This window comes from Vibrio sp. 1CM2L (assembly GCF_023161695.1).
Taxonomy (GTDB): domain Bacteria; phylum Pseudomonadota; class Gammaproteobacteria; order Enterobacterales; family Vibrionaceae; genus Vibrio; species Vibrio coralliirubri.
The window spans coordinates 519,119-542,321 of sequence record NZ_JALNTT010000003.1 but is presented as its reverse complement, the minus strand read 5'-3'; the positions used below and the strand labels follow the sequence as shown (position 1 = coordinate 542,321).

Below are 23,203 nucleotides of genomic sequence, written 5' to 3'. Positions count from 1 at the left end.
TGTATTTTAATGATAGCTTCAATCTCTTACCCTCATATTCGCCGAGTAATATTGAACAAAATCATTGTAAAACTTATGCAGTTCACTCTTTGGCATCCCTGACTTGTAACGCTGATACGCCCGAGCCGATGCCTCCCAAACGATCGCCATCTTGTAGTCACTCGACATCATTTGCGACGCTTGAAACTCATCGTACATATTTGAAAAAGTCTGGTTGCCTTCCTCAACACGGCGTTGATTGACCTCATAAAACGGCGAAACCATGGCACTCGAGTGAGCTAAATAGGTGAAACTGTTTGATTGCAGGTATTGAACGACCTCTTTCAAAGCTAATTTCTTATCTGGATTTTGCATGCCTTTTTCCGTGACAGCAAAAATCTTCGCGCCACTAAATGAAGACATACTCTCACCACGATAGGTCGGCAACGAATTGATGTATAAATCTCGACCAAAAGCGGCATCGAGTTCGCTGAAAGCCCAGTCGCCGTCAATCAAAAACTCGACTTCCCCATTGATGAATCTCTGCCTCGCGCAAATATCACTGCACGATGATTCAATGACTTTTTTCTGCTGTAACATGTCGATGAAATCAAAAATGGCAACTAACCCTTCACCGTTAACATTCTTCGACGATAATAAGTCTTCAGAAAAAAGCTGATAGAAAGCTAGATAGAAGTACATGTTTGGATTGGGAAAAAGCACACTCACTTGATCGGACTTAGCAGAGCGTTCAATTAGGCTTTCCCATGTCACAACTTGCGCTTGAGGCTTGCTCGAATACAGAACGACCTGGTTTCCAATACCAACCGGTAACGCCTTAAGCTCACCGTTAATGACCACCGCATCGAGTGCCTTTTTCTCATAGCGTTGGGTATCAACCCAAGCCTCGGGAAGTGTCGCTAATTCGATATATTCAGTTAGACCTAAGAAGTCAGAAGGAACCCAAATGGCATCGGGAAAGGTATTGTCTCTAGGGTCAGCAACAAGAAGTTCAGAACGAATACTGTTGACGTCAAACGAACGAATTTCTACACGATGATCAGTCATCGCTTCGATATGTTCTTTTACATAATCGGCCGTTTCATAATTAATACCAGCCCATATTTCAAGTGTGGACGAACAAGCAACGGCTGGAAATAGCATCGCAAATAGACTCAATAACCTCACACTTGACTCCTTGTGTAAAAAATTAGACGTTGGATTTTAATTGCCCATCAATAAACCGGTCGATGCAGCTTATCGCTCGCTGTTCATGATTGGAGATTCAGCTTTGGGCGACACGTTATATAGTAAAAAGTGTCTGAAAAACAGTTGGTACTCTCGCTTTAAGAGAAAGGTCTGCTCATTCCGATACATCCGTCATATCTCTGGATGGCTGTTCTTACAATAAATCAACATACCATACCCTTTATTATTAACGACAAAAAAAATGCCGCAAAAGCGGCATTTATCTCGTTCGGTGCATTCGACACAATAAAAATCAAATAAGCAATTTATCGGTCAAAGCCCTGTCATCGATTAAGCGTACTTCTCTTCGAAATCTTTCATGAAGCTAACCAGAGCTTGAACGCCTTCCAGAGACATTGCGTTGTAAAGTGAAGCTCTCATTCCACCTACTGCTCTATGGCCTTTCAGTGATTTCAAACCTGCAGCATCAGCCAATTCTAGGAACTTACCATCTAACTCAGGTTTCGCCAGTTGGAACGGCACGTTCATTCTAGAACGGTTTGCAGTGTGAACATCGTTTTTGTAGAAAGCTGAGCTATCAATTGCACCGTAAAGCAACGCTGCTTTCTCTTTGTTCACCAACTCCATCGCTTCAACGCCACCTTGAGCTTTCAACCACTTGAACACAAGGCCTGATAGGTACCAAGCGTACGTTGGTGGTGTGTTGAACATTGAGTCTTTTTCAGCAAGTACTTTGTAGTTCAGAATACTCGGCAACACGTCGTTTGCGAGTTCGAGTAGATCATCACGTACGATTGCAATGCAGATACCCGCTGGGCCAATATTCTTTTGCGCGCCCGCGTAGATAACACCATACTGAGACACGTCAATCTTACGAGACAGAATGTTAGATGACATATCCGCTACGATTGGCTTATCCGTTTGAGGAAGCTCGCTGATTTCAATACCATCGATGGTTTCGTTTGGACAGAAATGTACATACGCCGCTTCTGGGTCGATTTTCCAATCTTTAGCTGGAACAACCGCTGCTTTGCCATCGATTGACGTCTTCGCGTTGAATACATCGATTTCGCAATATTTGCTCGCTTCAGTCACTGCACTTTCTGCCCAGTAACCCGCATCGATGTAAGTCGCTTTCGTCGCATCACCTAAAAGGTTTAGAGGAACAGCAGCGAATTGAGCACGAGCGCCCCCCTGACAGAAAAGAACTTTGTAGTTGTCTGGGATGTTCAGAAGATCACGTAGGTCCTGTTCGGACTCGTCAGCAACTTGAATAAATTCCTTGCTGCGATGGCTGATTTCCATCACGGAAGTCCCTAAACCATTCCAATCAATAAAGTCCGCTTGCGCTTGTTTCATTACCGGTTTAGGCAGTGCCGCTGGGCCAGCACTGAAGTTGAATACGTTATCTAATGTAAGTTCCATGGGGATGATTGCTCCTGCTAAATAATAACTATGCAAGTAATACCATGTTTTACCCAACATAAAAACAACAAAAGAGGTCTTAAGACCTCTTTTGTTTTGTACCGTATAAAATGTTTAAGCTTAACCTGCTAAATCACCCTATCAGTATTCAAGCCTGCTCTGTTTATTGAACAAAAACCGGCATAAGTAGAGCGATTAATGGAATTTCTTGTCCATTTTCGAACACTAGGTTTCCATTTTCTAGGTCAGCGCTGATTTCATAACCACTTTCTGTTTCCTTGATCATTTCCATCACAAGCAATTCATCGATACCTTCACGGATGAATGGGTACTCTTCAACAAGTTCATTTGAGAAGCTAGAGTGAACGTTACCAGTTAATGCAGGCATGAGCATCGAAGGGTTGCTGCTGATGTTTTCTGTCCCTTCCGGTACGCTCACCAACCACTTAGATTCGAACTGCCCTTTACCTAACTCTAGCGACATGTTGTTCATTGAAAGGTCGAAACCTTTTGCAAACAGGATATCGATAAATGGAATGATCGCTGCAACGTCTTCTTGCGTCATCACAGGATTAGATTGGTAAATCTCAAAGATTTTCTCAAACGACTCGCTATCCAACTTCGACATTTCAAAATCGACGTTTAGGTTGTTCAACTGGCCTTCACTGGTCTCGATGTTTGCGATATCCAGCTTGAGGTTGCTGCGCAGACGCTTAGTTGCTTCATCTAGATGTGATTCAAAATCGTACTTAGAGTTTTCAATGGTCATGAAAGGCTGCATTGCAGAGTCTGAAACCAAGAAGCTATCGATAGTAAAATTCTGAGTACCTAACCAGTAGCCTTTCGCTTGTTGGCCTGAACCCACACCTTTCAGATTAGACAGCGTTACCTCTTCACCGGTTTCAAAATCAATTTGAACTGAAGGGATTGAAAGCTCGTAATCAACTTGGCCTAAAACAGTCGCATGGCCAGAAAGATTCGATTTAGTGATCGATACCGACGTACCATTCTCATCAGAACCTTGATGATTGAACTGGCTTAACTCGAAGTTAAAGTCAGTGTTGCCGTTTAGCTCAGTGCTAGTCGTCAGAGTTAAAGGCAGAATATCGCTATTCTCAAACGTCGACAGTGCATTTAAGCTCACCAAACCGTGGCTAACCGCACTATTGATGACAAACTCACTCGGCAGTCCATCAATCGCAAGTTGCTCTTTCAGGTTTTCATCCGTCACAGTTAAACGAGTGGTTACGTTCGAAGACAGGTAACCTCTATCGTATTCCACGATCTCAGCTTGAATGCTTGAATTGTTAAGCTTTGCAACGCCATCGGTAATAGCATTCTGTCCAATTTGGCCAACCGCTAGTGGCCAACAAAGAGCCAATGAGATTGCGCCGCCAATTGCACCAATTTTTCTTAACTGTTCCATGAGTTCTCTTTCTACACGTGTCTGTTTTTTTTAGTCTAACCCATCAGTAGCAAACAAGAAACATTGAGTTAAATCAGTCTATTGCTCGATACTTCGATTGCCTCAATAAATTAACGGCTAGCTCTCATCCTTATTCGGCGGTTCTTGCTAGGCTAGAGACGTCGCTACTATTAAGGTTGAGCTGTGAATCAATACGCTGTTATCTGTTTGGACAATAATCCGGTTAGCATTGAAAGAATACGTTCGGAGCTGGCTCCGTTGGCTTCTGTATTCGATATTTATACTGCCGAGAACATAGAAGATGCTCATCACGCATTAGAAGATATTCATGATCACAACCAAACCGTAGCCTTGGTGATCACTCATCATCATTCTGAATTTAATGGCGTGCAATTTCTGATTGAACTTGAACAGCTGCCCCATAGTAATACCGCAAGAACGATATTAGTCAGCGCTTCTTCAGACATTCAATCCATTCTGACCGCTGTGAATGAAGGCAGACTCAATCACTGTCTAACCAAACCGGTTCAAGATCAGGTTCTATTCAAATCAGCGCAAAAAGAGCTGACCTCTTTTGTCATCCAATACGACTCAGAAAACCTGCTCTCTTACAGTGATGCATTGGATCAACAGCGCTTACTCAGAGCGCACATTGAACAAAAGATTCACTCTTTCCAATCGGGTTTCATTCACGACTACCACCAGCTTTCTGATAATGCCCTTGCAGAGCGTGTCGTCAGTGCTCTGCAGGATGTCTTCTCAAAAGATGATAAAACTAAGGCCATTCGTGACTACTCCCCTGAGCATCTGCTCACTGTAGAAGGCGAAGACAATCGCTTTTTATGGCTGATCATTGAGGGTGAAGCGGCTCTATATAAGAAAGATGAACTCGGGCAACAGCGGGAAGTGGTACGTCACTCCAAGGGGAACATTGTTGGCGGGATGTCATTTGTAACAGGTGAGCCTTCGTTTTCTACCGCGATAACCCTAACGCAGACACGCGTTATCAAACTGGATAAAGATAGCTTTGCTCAGGTGATGCATTCAAACAATACCCTGCTGCCTTTATTTACCAATCTATTGCTCCGTCATTTTAATCGACGTTTGCAACGCAGCATCACCAATAAGATCAAACTTCAACAGACACTAGAATCATTAGAGTCTGCACATCAACAACTGATCGAAAAAGAGAAAATGGCGATGCTCGGGCAGCTTGTCGCGGGAGTCGCACACGAGCTGAATAACCCGATTGCAGCCATATTAAGAAGCATCGAAACTCTGTCAGAACATCTCGACCAGATATTGGCAAACCTATCCGTTCCAGAGTCCAATAAAGGGACTGACGTACTGGCACATTCAAAGTTAGCTAAGCCACTATCGACGGCTCAAGAAAGACAGCTCGTAAAGCATCTTACGTCGACGATTGATGACCGTGCTTTAGCAAAAAAAGCCGTGAGACTAAACCTAAGCCAAGACTCTACGGTTCTAAACACATTAAAAGAGTCCCCTGTCGCAGGCAAAGAGCTGCTCAATGACTTAGAGCATTACCACTATATTGGAAACTCTATCCGCTCAATTCAAGTGTGCAGCAAGCGTATTGCCGATATGGTCAAAAGCCTAAAAAGCTATGCTAGAGAAGATGAAGAAGTTCGCCACTACACAGATATCCACGAAGGGCTTGAAGATACCTTAGTGATCTTCGAAAACAGGCTTAAACACCACCAACTCGAAAAGCATTACGACACCGACTTACCGCCTTTATTGTGCCAGTCGCTATCACTGCAACAAGTGTGGACCAACCTTATCTCCAATGCGCTCGATGCCCTTTCTGAACGAGGAAAAGTGTCCATCACCACTTCTCAACAGACAAAAGGCGACGACACGTTTCTTGTGGTGCAAATCTCCGATACTGGCCACGGCATTGCCAAAGAAGACATCAACACCATTTTCAACCCGAATTTCACAACCAAAAAAGAAGGCAACTTTGGTTTAGGGATTGGGTTATCCATTTCTCAACAAATCGTTTCGGCTCATCAGGGATTTATTTTGGTGGAGTCAGAGGTAGGCAGTCATACAAACATGCAAGTGTGGCTTCCATTCAAACAAGAAGGAGCACCTCATGAATAAGTACCTAATTTTATGTGTCGATGATGAACCTGAAGTTCTCAACAGTGTCCTTCAGGACTTGGCGATATTTGAAGAGAACTTTCTGGTTGAAGGTGCTGAGTCTGTCGATGAAGCCAAGCAAGTCATCAAAGAAATGGGACAAGATGGTATTAAGCTCGCGTTAATCTTGTGCGACCACATCATGCCAGAAGAAACCGGCATTGATTTTCTGATCGAACTCAACCAACACGACGCGACTAAACCAACACGTAAGCTGTTGCTCACAGGGCAAGCTGGGCTGGAAGATACCGTCACGGCCATTAACAACGCTGCACTTGATTTCTATATTTCAAAACCTTGGCAAGGCGACCAACTGCGAGACACGATTACTCAACAATTGACTGACTATGTCATTGCCAACGACAAGCAATTGCTTAACTGGACTTCGATCTTAGATACCGAGCGCATACTGACTTCAATGGCGGATAAACGCACCAGTTTTGGTGAATAGCGCTGATTGGTTAATGGATACTGAGAAAAGCGGCATCCGATATAAGAACCGCCCGAACACATACAAATTTTGGATAATTCGCTCGTCTATTTTTCTCATTCGCCCTAAAACATGAGATCTCCGTTACATACTGATCCTTAATTTGCTTGTTTTTTAACTAAATGAGTAAGGTTTTACATTTTAAAGGATTACTTTTCCGTGAGTTAGATTAAACTGTCTCAATGTTTATGGTTTGCCGATTTGTCTCAAACCAAAGGAATTAACACTAATATAGGTTTACGGTCGTTATGCGCAAAATTCTACTTACTACCGCTATGCTATTGGCTTCTGGTCAAGCACTAGCTGTTGATGAACAACCACAGGTAATGAGCAACTTTAACTATGATTACTTTGAAGCACGCATCGGTGCTAGCCCAGTAACATTTGGTGGTGCGTTCAGTAAGTCAATTCACCCGAACGCTCACGCTATAGCACGTATCGATTCAGAATTTGAAGGCGATTACGACTCAGCTGTAGGTCTTGGTTTCCATGCTCCATTAAACAACTGGGCAGACCTAACTGGTGAAATGCTAGCTCGTATCGTTCAGCCTGAGAACTCAAGCTCTACTGATATCGGTATGGAAATCAACGTTGGTGTTCGCCAATGGCTTGGTCCACAGCTAGAAGTTGGTGGTAAAGGTGGTTACGTTTCTATCGATGACAACGATGATTGGACAGGTTCTGTTTACGCGCGTTTCCACTCTACAGAGCTTTTCTCTCTAGGCGCTGAAGCTCGTATTAACGACTTCTACGGTGACCAACTTATGTTCACTGCTCGCTTCAAGTACTAATACTTAAAGCCAAACTAGCTCTTAATGAGCACTTAGCCTTTTGATACTTAGTCTTTTAAGAAATCCGGCTAAGACAGAAACAAAAAAACCGAGGACATTCCTCGGTTTTTATTTATTAACAGTAATCTTAAGCATATAAGGCAAACTTCTTTAGTGGCAGCTCTTTAGTAGTTGCTGCTTGCGTGGCTCTTGTAATAGTTTCCAGTGAATACCATCAATTGCACCCGCAAATTTCCAAAGTAGTTTAAGGTCAACATCGTTTCCGTACGCTTCGCGAACCTTATTAAACACTTCAGGCGCGCCCAACTGCATAAACATTGAAACATCATCCACACCCGCTTTTTTAACCATGCGCTCTAACGTAAGCTGCATGTTTGGTAGATCTCTTAATCTACGGCTAGCTGATGATTTCTTGAAGCTACGCTGCTGAATTGAATTATCGATTGAAGTACGAATAATACTATCCAATTCAGGATGTTCACAGGTAAACAGATCCGTAATGTCGTAATAGTTTACGGTTGCTGTTGTCTGCTTTTTTACATGACGATACTTTTCACAATCAAGATCGGTCAGTTTTTTATCTAATGATTTTCCACCTCTAATGAATAAACAACCTTCACTCAATAAAGCGAACATAGCGTCATTTTGAAAGAGGCCAATACCTCCGAACATAGAACGTTTTTGATGCTCACCAAATTGATTCACGTAATTAATAAATGCTGTCTCGGTCATATCCGTTGATCCTTAATCAAATTACCCCGATTAGGTTGATCACCAGACAAGCAGCTTGTTATGCGAAAAATTATAAATCTATTTTGTTATTCTATAGGTGAATATTATGGTTTCGTTTTTCACCTTTAAATAAATCATACTTCGAAAAGAAAAATAAGTCTGGACTTAGTTCACATCAATCAATTGAGTATTCTGGTTTTTCATGATTGACGTCACAGTAAACTATCAAACCATGCTTGAATTTGGACACCTAGTGATACACCGGTTCAAATTATTAAAGGTTATGTGGACGGATGAGTATTGCCTCGCAGCATCGCGGCTTGTAAAATGGCAAGACATACATGTTTTTACTTTTTATATGAATCATTTATCGTTTTTCTGGCTACCTCAAAATAAGGCTCTTCTCTTAAAGGGTCTAGAATCAGAGTTTGCCCAACTTGTTGGACATTCTATCTCAGCGGGAAAAATAACACTTCCTCCTATCCCTAACGTTGTACTGAAGATTCAATCGCTTTGTACCCTTGAATCAACCGGGATTGCTGAAGTTGCCGAGTGCTTACTCGAAGACCCAGGCCTCGCTGCTATTGTCATTCGTGTGGCTAACTCTGTCGTCTTTAACCGACGCAATATTACTTGTGTTGATATTATGACGGCTGTGTCGCGCCTTGGCATATTAAGAGTACGTGACATCGTGACGGCTCAGGCTATTGAGCAACTCAAACACTCAGTCAACCTCAGTAAAGAGTGTAATAAGTTATTGGTTCAGAGCGCATCTGTATCAAAAGAGCTAGGCGCCACTATGGTACTGGTGACCAACGGCTTCAAAGAGCTCTCCCCTATTGAATACCGTTACCTTGAACATGAAAAATCACTGCTTGTTGGATTACTGGCTGACATTGGTTTGTTCTGTTTGGTTAGCGAATACCACCTCTACCTCGAAAATGGCAATTACCTAGATCACGACATCGCTCTACAAATCTTCCAAGGCCAATGTTCTGCTACCAGTAAATTGGTGCTTAACCGTTGGGGCTTTGACAGCGACTTTATTGATGTGTGCAGCAATACCATCAATAACCACGAACAGCGTGAAGTGTCTTACTTGGATATTGCTCGAATCGCTAACCACCTGCTGATGTTCAGAAACAAGGATGAGAACATCGATGATCACGAAGTTGAACTTAACGTGACTGGTGCAGAGGTGCTTTATAAATTAAGCAACTTGAGCAAGCATGATTTTAATGCAAAGCTAAGCGACGTGATCAATACTAGCGGCTTCTAAGTCACTGTTAAATTACAAATAAGTGTAATATGAAGTAAATGCAATGGGGAAAGCATGTTTACAGGGATGATCTTTATATTTGCGCCACTCGTCGTGGGGTATCTTTTTGCAATTTCGAACGCTCAGACATTAGAATTTATCAACCGCTCAACATCGCGGTTGATCTACGTGATTCTGGCGTTAATGGGACTAAGCTTAGCCGCCCTCGATAACCTAGGCAGTAATCTGCAGACAATCCTTCTATATACCGTCACTTTCTTTGTCTGCTTAAGCGTATGTAACCTAATGGCATTGCCCGCTATTGATAAGTTATTGCCACTCAAAACCGACAGTAGCAAGAAGAAGCTTCCCCTCTCTTCTATGGCGATGGAATCTGCCAAACTCATCTTAGTGGTAGGTTCAGGGCTAATCGCTGGTTTAGTGCTGCCTATTGGCCTTGATTGGGTTGATACCGCAAGCGAATGGATTCTGTTTGTTCTCCTATTCTTTATCGGCATCCAACTGCGTAATAGTGGACTCACACTTCGTCAGATCTTACTCAACAAGCACGGCATGGTTATCGCAATCACCATTATCATCACCTCAATGTTAGGTGGTGTAATCGCGGCTTACATCCTAGATATCCCACTGTTCAAAGCCTTAGCAATGTCTTCTGGGTTTGGTTGGTATTCTCTGGCTGGTATCTTGATGGGTGACGCCTTTGGCCCTGTCTATGGTGGCGCTTCTTTCATGCTTGAGCTTTTAAGAGAGTTAGTTGCCTTGGTACTGATTCCAGTGCTGATTCGCAGCTACCCATGCACTTCCATTGGTTATGCTGGTGCGACTGCGATGGACTTCACCTTACCGGTCATTCAAACAACAGGCGGCGTTCGATGTGTGCCTATCGCTATCGTCAGTGGCTTTATCCTCAGCTTGCTTGTTCCGATATTGATGTTGTTCTTTGTATCTCTTGCTAACTAGATCGCAGGAATAGCGTTTGTTTTAGATTAGAATGCAACTCGAATACCAATGCCCAAGACACCGATACAGTTACCGAAATAAAAAGACACTAAGTGTCATTGCTCAACAAATAACGATCACGGTAACCTGTAACGACAAAGTTATAAAAAGAATAAACTTACAAAAGGAACCACTATGAAACGCCTTTGCGTCGCATTACTGCTAGCTTCAACTTCTACTTTCTCTTTTGCAGCAGATTCAATGTCTGAGACAAACCAGTGCCAAGCAAAAAAATATGATGCGTACATCGACGCTTCTTTGAATTGGTATGCCGACCTTGCTGCATTAACCTCTGAGCAATATCCAGAGCTAACAGAAGTGAGTGAGTGGTTCCTAGAAGGTCGTAAGCACCACTTTGAGCTTAACCGTGCTGCGGTTAACTACTACCTTGTGAACGATTCAAGCAAAGTGGCAACAGAGCAACCTGTAGAAGGTTGGTTGCAACTCGAGCAACACGACATTAAAACGCTATCAACACGTGATGATGAGCTTGGTAAAATCGCGAAAACAACGTTCGATGACCGCCAATCAACGCCTCACGCTCAAAACTACGAGCTACGTTCTGCCTTTGCAGAGCTGCTTAGTCACCCTAAGCAAATCGACTCAGCGCTACAGCGTTACAACCAGTCGATCAGTAAACTTGAAGCGATTAAGTGTAAATAACCCCTCATTTAATATGCTTTTTTGAGAAGTTGGATTTCATAATTAAGACGGGACATTGTTCCCGTTTTCGTTTAGATTGTCCCGCTCGCGTCAATATTAGAAAAATAACTCGCTTGCTATGGTTACGGAACAAAAAACAGCAGATGTTAGCTTCGACAGTCTTCTACGTATCTTCACGGTACCTGAAGGCCCAGATTCAACACTCACTCAAATTGAAGACAAACTTTCACGAAACCTGAATCAATTCTTACGTGAACATATTGTGGCTGAAGAAAAGCCACTGCGTGAAATTGAGAAAGATTTTTCAAATGCTCATATCCCAGAGCAGCCTGAGTTTGTTTCTGAACATACTGAGCATCTCCTTGATTCTCTTGTGTCTCATTCGGTTCACACGTCTTCGCCAAGTTTTATTGGCCACATGACCTCTGCGTTGCCGTACTTCCTGATGCCGCTTTCAAAAATCATGATTGCGTTGAATCAGAATCTAGTAAAAATCGAGACCTCAAAAGCTTTCACTCCCCTAGAACGTCAAGTTCTGGGCATGTTACATCGCCTGATTTATCAAGATAGTGACCAGTTTTATTCTCGTTGGATGCACAGCGCAAACCACTCTTTAGGTGCGTTTTGTTCTGGCGGTACCATCGCGAACATTACTGCGCTTTGGGTCGCACGTAACAACGCACTAAAAGCGCAAGGTTCGTTCAAAGGTGTGGAAAAAGAGGGCTTGTTTAAAGCCATGAAGCACTACGACTACGAAGGCCTTGCCATCTTAGTCTCTGAACGTGGCCACTACTCTCTGAAAAAAGCCGCGGATGTCCTTGGTATTGGTCAAGAAGGTCTAGTGTCTGTTAAAACAGATAACGACAACCGTATTTGTACTGATGATTTAAGACTCAAGATCGAGCAACTCAAGCAGAACAAGATCAAACCTTTCGCCGTCATTGGTGTGGCTGGTACAACCGAAACCGGTAATATCGACCCGCTAAGAGACATTGCTGAGGTATGTGCCGAATCCGATTGTCATTTCCACGTTGATGCTGCTTGGGGCGGTGCGACTCTGATGTCTAACAATCATCGTCACCTGCTTGATGGTATTGAACTGGCGGATTCAGTCACGATTGATGCGCATAAACAGCTTTATATCCCTATGGGTGCGGGCATGGTTCTGTTTAAGAAGCCAGATGCGATGACAGCGATTGAACATCATGCTCAATACATTCTTCGTAAAGGCTCAAAAGATTTAGGTAGCCATACGTTAGAAGGTTCTCGTTCAGGCATGGCAATGTTGGTTTACGCCGCAATGCACATCATTAGCCGCCCAGGTTATGAACTGCTGATCGACCAAAGCATCAACAAAGCGCGCTACTTTGCCGACCTAATTAAAGATCAGAACGACTTCGAACTGGTTTCTGAACCTGAGCTTTGCCTACTGACTTATCGCTATGTACCTGAATCAGTCAAAGCTGCCCTGCTTAAAGCTGAGCCTGAACATCGTGTCGAACTGAATGAGTTGCTCAATGAGTTGACTAAGTTTATTCAGAAGAAGCAGCGTGAAACAGGTAAGTCTTTCGTGTCACGTACACGCTTAAACCCTGAAGCATGGGCACATCAACCAATCATCGTTTTCCGCGTAGTGTTAGCAAACCCACTAACAGGCAATGATATTCTTTCGTCAGTGCTTGAAGAACAACGTGAGATCTCTAAACTAGCACCAAACTTGATGGGCAAAATCAACAAACTGGTTACGCAAATCAACGCATAGTCATTCAATTTTAGTTGCATCAAATTGAAAATTTCTTTCTTTTTGATGTAACTAAGCTGTCAGTTCATACTCATTTTGCATTCTTTTTGCTCAAACTCTCTTCCAATTCTGTAGTTTTCTAAAATTTTGTTGAGGTTTGTCATATTCTTAAGCATTCATGCCCTGTTTTTGTATTAGTAAATAGTATGTTGGGTTTATACTGACTCTATGGTGCTAGTTAGCTTGATATCTATTTGACGCAGCAGTATTTACGATACCGAATATACATTTGGTTTTGTGTTTACTGATATTTGCTTCAGCCATACCCCCTGGTAAAAGATATTAACTGGCAAGTTGTTCTCTATACCCTTGTGAACACTATGAATACATTAGAAAAAATACAAAAAAACCTGGAAAATTTCAGCAAGTCTGAGCGTAAGGTAGCCGAAGTAATTATGGCTTCCCCTCAAACTGCAATTCATTCTAGCATTGCTACCTTAGCTAAAATGGCTGACGTGAGTGAGCCTACAGTTAACCGCTTCTGTCGTCGATTAGACACAAAGGGCTTCCCTGACTTCAAACTTCACCTAGCTCAAAGCTTGGCGAACGGTACACCTTACGTGAACCGTAATGTTGAAGAAGATGATGGTCCAGATGCTTATACGCATAAGATTTTCGAATCAACTATGGCTTGTCTAGACGTTGCTAAAAACAGTCTAGATGCGATGCAAGTAAACCGTGCGGTTGACTTGCTGACTCAAGCAAAACGCATTTCGTTCTTCGGACTGGGTGCCTCTTCTGCTGTCGCCAAAGATGCTCAAAACAAGTTTATTCGTTTTAATATCCCAATCACATGTTTCGAAGACATCGTGATGCAACGAATGAGCTGCATTAACTGCAGTGATAACGACGTTATTGTTCTTATCTCTCATACTGGCCGCACTAAAAGCCAAGTTGAGATTGCAAACTTAGCGCGTGAAAACGGTGCGACAGTGATTGCTATCACAGCAAAAGATTCTCCACTGGATAAAGCGAGCTCGTTGTCTATTTCTCTGGATGTTCCAGAAGACACTGACGTTTACATGCCAATGGCAAGTCGCGTTGTTCAAATGACGGTTATCGATGTGCTAGCGACAGGCTTTACGCTACGTCGTGGTTCTGGTTTCAGAGAGAACCTAAAGCGCGTCAAAGAATCACTTCGTGATTCACGTTACGAGAAGTACTCTCAGTTCTAATCTGCTTAGTCATGAACTAAAAACAGATGACCAGAGAACAAGCGAAATAAAAAAACGGAGCCTAGCGCTCCGTTTTTATTTGTCTGTATAAAATGACTTATACAACGAACGAGTTTAAGACCGCTAGATAGTCCAGCTATTGCCCTTCTCAACCACGCTGTTTTCGGACGCATAAGAATTGATAATGGTAAAACTCGACTCGACAGCAGGTTCATGGTCAATTTGATTCATTAAAGTTTCCTCATACTCCCCCTCTCCACAACTGCACTTCTCGCATACCTGCTTCAAAATATGTACGAGCCTCTCGTGGTTAAGCGGCAAAGGGTTTCCTTTAATCGCCACTGACTTGAGCGCATCGGTAGACACCTCATCAAACTGTGCTTCACAAACACCAAATTCTAGCAAGTTGGGTAGCTTAAGCGTATCAAGCACTTCAGATAACCAAGAAATTGCCTCCTCTTCTGCTGCTTCTACGTTACCTGTTACTATCTGAGCGATTCGCTGATAACGCGCTAGGATGTCGCTTCTTTGCTGCTCTTTTGCAACGGCTATGTTCTCCAACATCACAAACGGCGCTAAACGCGCGGTAATCACACTATGAGGCGCAGAAATCTTACCTCCTAGTGCGGAGGCTAAACCGTGGGCTGCGCCAAGCTTGGCATTGGTTATCGCCATACCACCGAGCATAGAAGCGAAAGCAAGATCAGAACGCGCTTGAGGCTCATCATAAACACACGCTTTAACCACAGAACCACTCAACTTACGCAGCCCTTCTTCACAAATCATATCGGTTAACGGATTCGGTTCACCACACACGTAGGCTTCCATTAGATGAGTAAAGGCATCCATCGCACCTCGCCCAGATAGATACAGATTGGTTCCATGAGTTAGGGTTGGGTCGACAATCGCCACGTCAGCCAGCATGTCTGGGCTTCTAAGGCTGATTTTTACTTGGTCTTGCCCTGATTTCAGCACCGCGTTTTTCGTGACCTCGGCACCGGTACTCGCCGTGGTTGGAATAGCGATAAACGGAAGTGGTTTGGTTTTAAGAGGAACATTACGCCCGACCACTTCGACATAGTCATATAAATTGCCTTGATTAGGTAAAACAGCTGCTAACGCCTTACCCATATCGATGGCGCTACCGCCCCCCATCGCGACAACCATGTCTGGCTTAAATCGACGAGCGGAAATAGCCGCCTCTTCAACCATTTTAATATTAGGTTCACCGGAAACGGCGATGTGCTGATAACGCATACTCTGAGCATCGAGATAGTCAGTAACAATTGAAGTGCGCTCTAATGTATTGCCTGTAACCAATAACACGCTGTAGCCGTATTGATTAAAGAGAGACAATGAAGCGGAAAGTGCTCCATCACCAAAGATGATCTTTGTAGATGTCATAAATTGAAACATGGTGCCTCCTGCGCCTATGACCGAACAAAACTGCGAACTCTTGGTTGTTGGAATTTAGCCTTTATATCGTGCATCAGCATTAAGATGCCTCGTTCTGTATGCGCTTTTTTTGACGAGGTGCAACTTGTCGCATTAAAGATAGATTAATGTCGTATTCTTAGGGGTAATTCACACTCTTTAATTAGGGGTAATCAATCTAGATACCCATCAGAAATCAGCATGGATCCTTTTTGTGACCATTATTTGCTCTGATAGACAAAACCTATTGTATTAAGAGGTAATTCCATCTTTATTTCCCCATGGCATTGAGGCATAGTTGGTTTTAAGAAATTTTGAGTGGCATTCACTAAAGAATAGTTAACATAATCGAGTTAACGAGCCTCATCCCGTATTTAGGAGAAATTAAATGTTTGTAGTTATTTTTGGTCGCCCTGCTTGCCCATTCTGTGTTCGTGCAAAAGAGCATGCTGAAACTCTTAAAGCTAAACGCGATGACTTCAACTACCGTTACGTTGACATCCACGCTGAAGGTATCAGCAAAGCTGATCTAGAGAAGACTGTTGGCAAACCTGTAGACACAGTGCCACAAATCTTCATCGACCAAGACCACATCGGCGGCTGCACAGAATTTGAAGCATACGCAAAAGAAAACCTAGGTCTTTTTGACTAAGCTAGGATTTCTCAGACGAGAATCGAGGCTAAGGCCTTAAACAGCTAGCCCATTTAGGCGTTAGACTGTACGATTTATAGAAAGCCCGCTCACTTTAGCGGGCTTTTTTTATGACCAGTTTTCATACGGAATAAGAATAAGGTCAAAATCAAGTAAATTAGCAAAATATTGCTTATAATTTATTTATATTTAGATACAATTCACATCTCAAACTTACCCTGTGTTCCACGCCAATTATTGAGCGACCACCGTGAATATCGACGTTGTTTTTCTGTTAGAACAAAACCCCATTCTCCTCATCTTTGTTGTTTTATCGATTGGATTAGCCATTGGTAAAATTCGTTTCGGTAGCCTCCAACTTGGTAACTCAATCGGTGTTTTGATTACTTCCCTTATCATGGGACATCTTGGCTTTTCTTTTAACGCAGATGCGCTCACCATTGGTTTCATGCTGTTCATCTACTGTGTTGGCATTGAAGCTGGACCAAACTTCTTCGGTATCTTCTTCAGAGATGGTAAGCACTACCTCATTCTGAGCCTTGTGGTTCTCTCTACCGCAATTGCTTTAACCTATTTCAGTAGTCATTACCTTGGCCTCGGGTTTGGTTTATCCGCAGGCATGATGGCGGGTGCCTTAACAGCAACGCCGATATTAGTAGGTGCTCAAGATGCTCTGAATTCTGGGCTTGCAGAATTACCAAGAAATATGGATTTAAGCCTAATTATCGAAAACCTTTCTGTTGGTTACGCGATGGCTTACTTGGTTGGCTTAATCAGTATGATTATGTTTGCCCGCTTGATTCCAAAGCTTCAAAAAGTAAACCTACACGACTCGGCAGAGCAAATCGCCCAAGAACGTGGTTTAGGCGCTTCAGGTCAGCGTAAGGTTTACCTACCCATTATTCGTGCTTATCGAGTGGGCCCAGAGCTTATCTCTTGGACTGACGGTAAGAATCTGCGTGAACTGGGCATCTATCGCCAAACAGGGTGTTACATCGAGCGTATTCGACGTAATGGTATTCTTGCCCACCCAGATGGTGATGCGATTCTGCAAGAAGGCGATGAGATCGCATTGGTTGGTTTCCCAGACAGCCACGCTCGCCTAGACCCAAGTTTCCGTAACGGTAAAGAGGTTTTCGACCGTAACCTTCTCGACCTGCGTATCGTGGAAGAAGAGATCGTCGTTAAAAGTGACAGCATCGCAGGTAAACGCCTATCAGACTTAAACCTGTCTGAATATGGCTGTTTCCTTAACCGCGTAGTACGAGCTCAAATTGAAATGCCGATGGACTTAAACATCGTGCTGTCTAAGGGTGATGTACTGCAGGTGAGTGGTGAAAAGAGTCGTGTGCACGGCCTAGCAGAGAAAATTGGTTTCATCTCAATCCACAGCCAAATGGCGGATTTGATGGCCTTCTGTAGCTTCTTCATTTTGGGTATTTTGTTTGGTTTGATCACCATGACATTCGGTCAGGTGTCGTTCGGGCTAGGTAACGCAGTTGGCCTGCTTCTATCGGGCATCATGCTTGGTTTCCTACGAGCGAATCACCCTACTTTCGGTTATGTGCCTCAGGGTGCGTTGAACATGGTCAAAGATCTCGGTTTGATGTTCTTCATGGTCGGTATCGGATTGAGCGCCGGTGGTAAGATATTTGAGCACTTAACCCAAGTTGGCCCTCAGGTCATTGGTATTGCTCTGGTAGTCAGTGTACTACCGGTATTCTTTGCTTATTTGGTTGGTGCTTACGTATTGAAGATGAACCGAGCTCTATTATTTGGTGCCATCATTGGCGCGCGGACTTGTGCTCCGGCGATGGACATCGTAAATGACCACGCTCGCTCAACCATTCCAGCTCTGGGTTACGCAGGTACTTACGCGATAGCCAATATACTGATGACCTTAGCAGGTACTTTCATCATCATAATTAGCTAGCTTATTCAGCGTTATCGCGCTTTAGATTAGATATTTTAAATGCACTAGTTCATGTTTGGATTAGTGCATTTTTTATGACTTATTTCCTCTGACTTGCTTTTGGAGTTCGTCGAACCTCGAATCCCGCATCTGCTCTTAAATCACTTCGTATCTCGCCACTCGAATCCCGTATCTGCTTTTAAGACAAAAAAATAGGCGCTCAATGAGCGCCTATTTCGTTTTGATTCGATTGTTTGAATTAAATGTCAGCTACATCAAATTCAACAGCTGGGTTAACCTCAGCCTCGTAATCAACACCTTCAACACCGAAACCGAATAGCTTCAAGAACTCTTCTTTGTACTCTACGTAGTCAGTCAGTTCTTTTAGGTTCTCAGTTGTGATTTGAGGCCATAGGTTACGACAGTGATCTTGAATGTCTTCGCGAAGTTCTAGGTCATCTAGACGTAAACGGTTCACTTCATCCACTTCTGCTGCGCTGCCGTCTTCTTTATATAGACGTTGGCTAAACATACGGAAGATCTGTTCCATACAACCTTCGTGAATACCTTCTTCACGCATCTTCTTGAACACCATAGCGATGTAAAGAGGCATTACAGGAATAGCAGAGCTTGCTTGAGTCACAACAGACTTAAGAACAGCAACGTTTGCAGTACCGCCAGTTTGGCCTAGTTTCTCGTTAAGCGCTGACGCTGCACGGTCTAGATCCATCTTAGCTTTACCTAGCGCGCCATCCCAGTAGATTGGCCACGTTAGTTCAGTACCGATGTAGCTGTAAGCAACAGTTTTACAACCGTCAGCTAGAACACCCGCTTCAGATAGAGCGTTGATCCAAAGTTCCCAATCTTCACCGCCCATTACAGTAACAGTGTCTTTGATCTCTTCTTCAGATGCAGGCTCAACGCTTGCTTCGATGATCATGTCTTTGTTGGTATCAACAGCCGTTGATGTGTACGTTTCACCGATAGGTTTTAGAGCTGAACGAATCACTTCGCCAGTCTCTGGCATTTTACGCACTGGAGATGCCAGTGAGTACACAACCATATCGATTTGGCCTAGATCTTCTTTGATCAGGTCAATCGTTTTCTGTTTCGCTTCGTTAGAGAAAGCATCGCCGTTTAGGCTTTTTGAATACAGGCCTTCTTCTTTAGCTAGCTTGTCGAACGCTGCTGAGTTGTAAAAACCAGCTGTGCCCGGTTTTTTCTCAGTACCGGCTTTCTCAAAGAAAACACCGATAGTTGAAGCGCCGCCACCAAATGCAGCCGCAATACGTGAAGACAAGCCGTAGCCACTTGAAGAGCCAACAACTAGTACACGTTTAGGTGCGTTTGCGATTGGGCCTTGAGCTTTTGTGTAAGCAATTTGTTCTTTTACATTAGCTTCACAACCGACTGGATGTGTTGTAGTACAGATGAATCCGCGAATTCGAGGTTTGATGATCATATTCAACTTCCTTAAAAAATCAGGTTAAGGATAAAAGTTTCGTACGCAAATGGCATCTAATTTCTGTAAAAATGTGGTGAAAATGCAAGTGGTTGGAGCACTCAGCTGATATTTGCTGACTAAGTCACCATTTGTTAACGCATCTATTGCGACTTCTACGACAAAAACAAAAAAGGCACCTAATTAGGTGCCTTTTATCGTTTCTTTATCTAAGCAACGCTATTTAGCTTAGGTTTTAACTCTTTTCGCGTCAAAGTTTCACTAAAGTCATGACTGAAGTGGTCAACTTGAATCGCAGCGTAACGCAGTTTATCGGCAGCCACAATTTGGTCGACTTCTTCTTGCGTTAGCACATCAGCAGCAAGTGCTTGAGCAAGTTTGTCTTGCAGTAAGCCTTTACGAGCCACTTTGCCCTCTTTCACTGCTTTGAAGATCTTACGCTCTAATGGCTTGATGCTGTACATCGCATTGAACGCGTTCTCCATTAGGCCAACACTGTCCTCTTCTTCCTTGCCGATGTAGCAAAGGTGAGTCAGACGTTCACGGTGCGCGCCCGGAGTCATCAAGCTTTCTGCTAGTTGCACTGTTAGGTTATCACTTGGTTTTTCGAAGTGGTTACCGACAGGGAAAACTAGACCTTTAAGTACTTTACCTACCATCTTGTTCGGGAAGTTTCTGTACGCTTCTTGTAGCGATTTAGCCGCGTTGTGGAAACAGTGTTGAACCGCGTAGTGCACGTAGTCCAGGTCAGCTTGTTGACGACCTTCGTCTTCATATTTCTTAAGCGCTGCAGACGCCATGTATAAGTAACTTAGACCATCACCTAAACGTGCTGAGATAAGCTCTTTACGTTTCAGTTCACCACCTAGCGTTAGCATTGCGAAATCCGCACTGACTGCAAGCGCACGGCTCAAACGAGTCAAATCTTGGTAGTAAGGCTTAGTTGGACCGCTCATGTCGGCTTTAATGAACTTAGAGCCAGTTAGTGCTGCGCCAAACGCGCCGAACGTGTTCTTAGTTGCGTGAGAGATATGCTTGAACAGCAAGCTATCAAAGTCTTTTGCACCTTGCTTCTCGTCTGGGTTTGCTGCTGCTTCCATTTCGCTTAACACGTATGGGTGACAACGTGTCGCACCTTGACCAAAGATCATCAGGTTACGAGTCAGGATGTTCGCACCTTCTACTGTGATAGCAACTGGAATACCTAGGTAAGGCGCAGCCAAGTAGTTCATTGGACCATCTTGAATTGCACGACCTGAGTGGATATCCATTGAATCATTCAGGATAGTACGCGCCATTTCTGTCATATGATATTTCGCGATAGCCGTAACGATACCCGGCTTCTCTTTCATATCAAGTGAAGTAGTTGTCAGCGTTCGAGTCGCTTCTAGTAGATACGTTAAGCCACCAATACGGCCTAAGCTCTCCGCAACACCTTCAAACTTACCAATCGACATACCAAACTGCTTACGAACATACGCGTATGCGCCAGTTGTTCTCGCAGTTAGGTGGCCCATTGCTGTACCCAGTGCTGGTAGTGAAATACCACGACCTGCAGACAGACATTCCACCAGCATACGCCAGCCTTTACCTGCGTAATCTGCGCCACCGATTAGCCATTCCATTGGGATAAACACATCGTGACCGCGTGTTGGGCCATTCATGAATGCAAGACCAAGTGGGTCATGACGTTCACCAATCACAACACCTTCGTGATCAGCCGGGATTAGCGCACACGTGATACCGATGTCTTCTTTGTCACCCAGTAGCTTTTCTGGATCGTGCAGTTTGAAAGCCAGACCAAGCACAGTCGCCACTGGTGCTAGCGTAATATAGCGTTTGTTCCAGTTAAGCTTGATACCTAGTGTCTCTTTGCCTTCGTGCATTCCCATACACACAGTACCGACATCAGGGATACCACCCGCATCAGAACCCGCTTCTGGGCCTGTTAATGCGAAACATGGGATATCTGTACCGTCAGCAAGACGAGGGAGCCAGTAGTCTTTCTGGTCTTGAGTACCGTAGTGAGACAGCAGCTCACCAGGACCAAGAGAGTTTGGAACCATTACCGAAACCGCAGTACTGATACTGCGCGTCGCAATCTTAGTTACGATAGTTGAGTTGGCGTGTGCTGAGAATTCACGACCGCCATACTCTCTCGCAATAATTAGCGAAAAGAAACGCTCTTTACGTAAGAAGTTCCACACCTCTTCAGGAAGGTCTCGATCTTCTTTTACAATTTGATGGTCATCAAGCATAGCGAGCAAGGTTTCAAGCTCATTATCCATGAACGATTGCTCTTCTGCTGTCAGCTGAGGTTTTGGGTATTGGTGCAGCTTAGTGAAATCTGGCTTACCAGAAAACAGCTCTCCGTCCCACCACACGCTACCCGCTTCCATCGCTTCTTTCTCGGTGCTAGATAGTGGTGGTAGTACTTTTTTAAAGAGTTTAAAAGCTGGGTCACTTACCCATTTTTGTCTTAGAGAGCTCATAGTTCAGATCCTTTTGTTCACTATATTGGTTGTGAATGTTTCGCTTTTTATTGTTTTATTCTTCTGCTGACATGCCAGCGGCTAAATATGGAATAAGAATATCAACCACTGCCTTAGCATCTATCTTTCTGTCATAGTCATTCTCTGCAATTTCTACCAGAGCCTGACTTGATGCCATGGTGAATACACAAGTCCCTAGGGTGAAGTGTAATCGCCAAAATAACTGTTCTTGAGTGAGGTTCGGATTCGCTTTCATTACCGACGTCGTAAACAAAGAAAGTACTTCGCTATAACGGGTAGTAATGAACCAACGCAAGTGCCCTTGCACATCCGTATAACCTCTGCCGATGAGTAGCATGAATCGGCTGGTACCATTTGGCCTAACATCATTAAGTGCTCTTAGTGGCTGTCTCAAAGACTCAAACACGTCACTCATAGAATACGTTTCGTTCAAGTTTAAGTTCACTAATGCATCTTGCAGTGCTGGCATAAATGCTTCTAAGTAACGATTGAGTACCGCACGAACCAGAGTCTTCTTATCGCCAAAGTGATAGTTCACTGAAGCTAAGTTGACATTCGCTTTACTCGTAATCGTACGTAAAGAGGTGTCATTAAAACCGTGCTCAGCAAATAAGCCTTCAGCCACATCTAAGATTTTGTCTTTGGTTGTACTTCTTGGTGCCATTTCAATCACTCGTATTAAACAACTGTTTGAAATATACGCTTAGTACATTTATTTAACAAGCAAGCAACATCACATTTTCACAAATTGGTCGTACCAGTTAATAAAACTCAGCACTAACCGATTGAATCACTGTGTGTTTACAAAAAAAGAAAAAAATAATGAATTTTCTTGGAACTGAAATGGAAATGGAGGGTCATAAATTAGGTAGAAAACAGCGTATTTAGAAGTTTAACAGGCCGTCAAACTTGTTCTTCTCACTGCTTTCTTAATTACTGCATTTTCCTTATTAACTCCTATACTTGTATCCGCCCAAACCACGTTGGTTTGGGCTTTTTTTTGTGTGTTGTTCCGATACCTTTTCTTTAGCGGGTACTCGACACAAAAAAGCCCCCGAAATCGAGGGCTTTTCTTACGTTAAGCGTTAGAGCCTT

Annotated in this window: 18 protein-coding genes; 10 read left to right on the top strand and 8 right to left on the bottom strand. The window is 43.5% G+C overall.

Features of this window, described 5'->3' with window-relative positions; all coding sequences use genetic code 11:
* Positions 1-18: 18 nt before the first annotated feature.
* The 3 genes from MSG34_RS12440 to MSG34_RS12430 form a co-directional block, all read right to left on the bottom strand.
* Positions 19-1,143 (bottom strand): extracellular solute-binding protein, encoded by a 1,125-nt coding sequence (locus MSG34_RS12440; protein ID WP_082242363.1) that lies wholly within the window; start codon positions 1,141-1,143, stop codon positions 19-21.
* 375 nt (positions 1,144-1,518) lie between these two features.
* Entirely contained in the window at positions 1,519-2,613 is a 1,095-nt protein-coding gene (serC, locus tag MSG34_RS12435) for a 3-phosphoserine/phosphohydroxythreonine transaminase (protein ID WP_048611612.1), read from the bottom strand.
* Between the two features lie 163 nt (positions 2,614-2,776).
* The gene (locus tag MSG34_RS12430) at positions 2,777-4,039 is read right to left on the bottom strand and encodes a DUF945 family protein (protein WP_248337633.1); all 1,263 of its coding nucleotides are present in this window, start codon (positions 4,037-4,039) and stop codon (positions 2,777-2,779) included.
* A 183-nt stretch (positions 4,040-4,222) separates the two neighbouring features.
* On the opposite strand from MSG34_RS12430, the gene MSG34_RS12425 reads away from it, so the two are divergent.
* The 3 genes from MSG34_RS12425 (at position 4,223) to MSG34_RS12415 (ending at position 7,486) form a co-directional block, all read left to right on the top strand.
* Positions 4,223-6,166, top strand: coding sequence for an ATP-binding protein (locus tag MSG34_RS12425; RefSeq protein WP_248337631.1), 1,944 nt, complete (start codon positions 4,223-4,225; stop codon positions 6,164-6,166).
* Positions 6,159-6,656 (top strand): response regulator, encoded by a 498-nt coding sequence (locus MSG34_RS12420; RefSeq protein WP_017065410.1) that lies wholly within the window; start codon positions 6,159-6,161, stop codon positions 6,654-6,656. The genes MSG34_RS12425 and MSG34_RS12420 overlap by 8 nt, the downstream gene beginning before the upstream one ends.
* A gap of 287 nt (positions 6,657-6,943) precedes the next feature.
* Positions 6,944-7,486 carry a hypothetical protein gene (locus MSG34_RS12415; RefSeq protein WP_048609214.1) on the top strand — a complete coding sequence of 181 codons (543 nt, stop codon included), beginning with the start codon at positions 6,944-6,946 and terminating at the stop codon, positions 7,484-7,486.
* A 150-nt stretch (positions 7,487-7,636) separates the two neighbouring features.
* Here MSG34_RS12415 and MSG34_RS12410 read toward each other — a convergent pair whose 3' ends face one another.
* Positions 7,637-8,218: a TfoX/Sxy family DNA transformation protein gene (locus MSG34_RS12410; protein ID WP_017060401.1), complete on the bottom strand. Its 582-nt coding sequence runs from the start codon at positions 8,216-8,218 to the stop codon at positions 7,637-7,639.
* A 358-nt stretch (positions 8,219-8,576) separates the two neighbouring features.
* Between MSG34_RS12410 and MSG34_RS12405 the strand changes: the two genes are divergently transcribed.
* From MSG34_RS12405 to MSG34_RS12385, 5 genes are all read left to right on the top strand, one after another.
* Entirely contained in the window at positions 8,577-9,497 is a 921-nt protein-coding gene (locus tag MSG34_RS12405) for an HDOD domain-containing protein (protein WP_052878172.1), read from the top strand.
* A 54-nt stretch (positions 9,498-9,551) separates the two neighbouring features.
* Entirely contained in the window at positions 9,552-10,457 is a 906-nt protein-coding gene (locus MSG34_RS12400; RefSeq protein WP_017071961.1) for a lysine exporter LysO family protein, read from the top strand.
* Between the two features lie 174 nt (positions 10,458-10,631).
* Positions 10,632-11,159 (top strand): hypothetical protein, encoded by a 528-nt coding sequence (locus tag MSG34_RS12395; RefSeq protein ID WP_017065407.1) that lies wholly within the window; start codon positions 10,632-10,634, stop codon positions 11,157-11,159.
* 118 nt (positions 11,160-11,277) lie between these two features.
* Positions 11,278-12,921, top strand: coding sequence for a pyridoxal-dependent aspartate 1-decarboxylase PanP (panP, locus tag MSG34_RS12390; RefSeq protein WP_248337629.1), 1,644 nt, complete (start codon positions 11,278-11,280; stop codon positions 12,919-12,921).
* A gap of 359 nt (positions 12,922-13,280) precedes the next feature.
* The gene (locus MSG34_RS12385; RefSeq protein WP_004734686.1) at positions 13,281-14,135 is read left to right on the top strand and encodes a MurR/RpiR family transcriptional regulator; all 855 of its coding nucleotides are present in this window, start codon (positions 13,281-13,283) and stop codon (positions 14,133-14,135) included.
* A gap of 123 nt (positions 14,136-14,258) precedes the next feature.
* Here the strand turns inward: MSG34_RS12385 and MSG34_RS12380 are convergent, their stop codons facing one another.
* The gene (locus MSG34_RS12380; RefSeq protein ID WP_248337627.1) at positions 14,259-15,551 is read right to left on the bottom strand and encodes an iron-containing alcohol dehydrogenase; all 1,293 of its coding nucleotides are present in this window, start codon (positions 15,549-15,551) and stop codon (positions 14,259-14,261) included.
* A gap of 406 nt (positions 15,552-15,957) precedes the next feature.
* Here MSG34_RS12380 and MSG34_RS12375 point away from each other — a divergent pair, with 406 nt between their 5' ends.
* Together MSG34_RS12375 and MSG34_RS12370 are read left to right on the top strand one after the other, a co-directional pair.
* On the top strand, positions 15,958-16,221 hold the full coding sequence (locus tag MSG34_RS12375) for a GrxA family glutaredoxin (RefSeq protein ID WP_009847069.1): 264 nt from the start codon (positions 15,958-15,960) through the stop codon (positions 16,219-16,221).
* A 250-nt stretch (positions 16,222-16,471) separates the two neighbouring features.
* Positions 16,472-18,154, top strand: coding sequence for an aspartate:alanine antiporter (locus tag MSG34_RS12370; protein ID WP_017060395.1), 1,683 nt, complete (start codon positions 16,472-16,474; stop codon positions 18,152-18,154).
* 238 nt (positions 18,155-18,392) lie between these two features.
* Here MSG34_RS12370 and fabV read toward each other — a convergent pair whose 3' ends face one another.
* The 3 genes from fabV to MSG34_RS12355 all read right to left on the bottom strand — a co-directional run bounded on the left by fabV (position 18,393) and on the right by MSG34_RS12355 (position 22,772).
* Complete coding sequence (gene fabV, locus MSG34_RS12365) at positions 18,393-19,595, bottom strand: enoyl-ACP reductase FabV (RefSeq protein WP_029405477.1); 1,203 nt, start codon at positions 19,593-19,595, stop codon at positions 18,393-18,395.
* Between the two features lie 209 nt (positions 19,596-19,804).
* On the bottom strand, positions 19,805-22,087 hold the full coding sequence (locus MSG34_RS12360) for an acyl-CoA dehydrogenase (protein ID WP_248337625.1): 2,283 nt from the start codon (positions 22,085-22,087) through the stop codon (positions 19,805-19,807).
* A gap of 55 nt (positions 22,088-22,142) precedes the next feature.
* Positions 22,143-22,772: a TetR/AcrR family transcriptional regulator gene (locus MSG34_RS12355; RefSeq protein ID WP_017065403.1), complete on the bottom strand. Its 630-nt coding sequence runs from the start codon at positions 22,770-22,772 to the stop codon at positions 22,143-22,145.
* Between the last annotated feature and the right edge of the window lie 431 nt (positions 22,773-23,203).